General features: G+C 58.4%; 2 protein-coding genes and 1 pseudogene. All 3 read left to right on the forward strand.

The window, feature by feature from the left end; all coding sequences use genetic code 11:
* Positions 1-304 (forward strand): annotated as a pseudogene (locus ACCD05_RS31665) (SAM-dependent methyltransferase); the annotation flags it as partial.
* Positions 304-855, forward strand: a complete 552-nt coding sequence (locus tag ACCD05_RS31670; protein WP_111564235.1) for a hypothetical protein — start codon at positions 304-306, stop codon at positions 853-855. The pseudogene ACCD05_RS31665 and the gene ACCD05_RS31670, both read left to right, overlap by 1 nt.
* A 46-nt stretch (positions 856-901) precedes the next feature.
* Positions 902-1,391: lipocalin family protein (locus ACCD05_RS31675; protein ID WP_413397618.1), on the forward strand; the 490-nt coding region annotated here is incomplete at its 3' end.

Here is a 1,391-nt window from a genome sequence, read left to right on the forward strand (position 1 = left end):
CTTCTTTACCGGTGGGATCATGCCGGCGCACGACCTGCCGCATCGGTTCGGCGATCTGTTCAAGGTGGAGCAGGAATGGCGTTGGTCGGGAACGCACTATCGGCGGACGGCACTCGACTGGCTGGCGAATTTTGACCGCGACATCAATCGCATCCGGCCAATCCTTGCAAAGGTGTATGGCAGGGATGCACCCCTCTGGATTCGCCGTTGGCGGCTGTTTTTCCTGTCGACTGCAGGCCTGTTCGGGCATGATAAGGGTGATGTCTGGGGTGTCGGCCACTATCTGCTGGCGCCGAACACATAATGTCTGAAGCAGCCAAACAGCTCGACCCAATCACCCAGGCGACCGTGACGATTGTCTGGGTCATCGTGCTGAACAAGCCCTTTTATCCTGTCTACGTCTGGTATCTGGTCGGCAATGGCGTGGCGGCATCGCTTGGCACATTGCTCTCAGCGCCCCTCTTCCTGGCGATCCCGTTCGTAGCCAGGCGATCTTCACTGGCGGCGCGGATCGCGCTGCCGCTGATCGGCACGTTCGACACCTTGTTTGAGACGAAACTCTTCGGTTCCGCTTCGGGCACGGAATTGTACTTCGCCGCCTGCATCATGCTCGTCGCGCTGTCTTTCCAAGCACACGAAAAGTGGTGGCAGCGCGGCATGGCCGTGCTTGTCTTTGCCGTGTTCGTCTTCTCGCGCAATTTCATCGGTGCACCGCTGCATGTCTGGACTGCACCCGAACTCGCGACCCTCTTCAACCTGAATGCGTTCGCCGTCGCCAGCCTGTTGGCGTTTATAGCCCTTCGCTATGCGGGGATATCAGACCAACCGATCAAACGACAACGAAAGGGAGCTTAGTATGCATAAGATTTCTCGCTGGTGTTTTGCCGCGGCACTCGCGTTGATGTCGTTATCAAGCCCAGCCCTTTCAGCCTCAGCAGAGCCGCAGCCCGTCGCGGTTGGCATGGACCACTATCGTGGAACATGGCTTGAGATTGGCCGCCGGCCCATGTGGCTGACCGACGGCTGCGTTGCGGGCTACTCGACCTACAAGCCTGGAAAAGCGCCAGGCGAGATCCAGGTGGAAGACGGTTGCCGCGTCGGCACCCCTGGCGGACGACTGAAGACCGTCGATGGCGATGGAAGGATCCTCGACCTCGGGCACGGCAATGCCAAGATGCGGGTACGCTACCCCTTCTTCATTACATTCAACTATTGGGTCCTTTACAAATCCCCCGACAAGGCGTGGTTCATCAGTGCCGATCCAAAGATGCAAAACCTCTGGATCTACGCGCGCGCCGTGCCATCGAAAGGAAAACTGAAGGTGATGATCCGCAAGGCGAGCCAACTCGGCTATGATGTCAGAAAGCTTGAGTTTCCCGCGCAGTCTGGGC

Source organism: Rhizobium sp. Rhizsp42 (genome assembly GCF_047304155.1).
Lineage (GTDB): Bacteria > Pseudomonadota > Alphaproteobacteria > Rhizobiales > Rhizobiaceae > Rhizobium.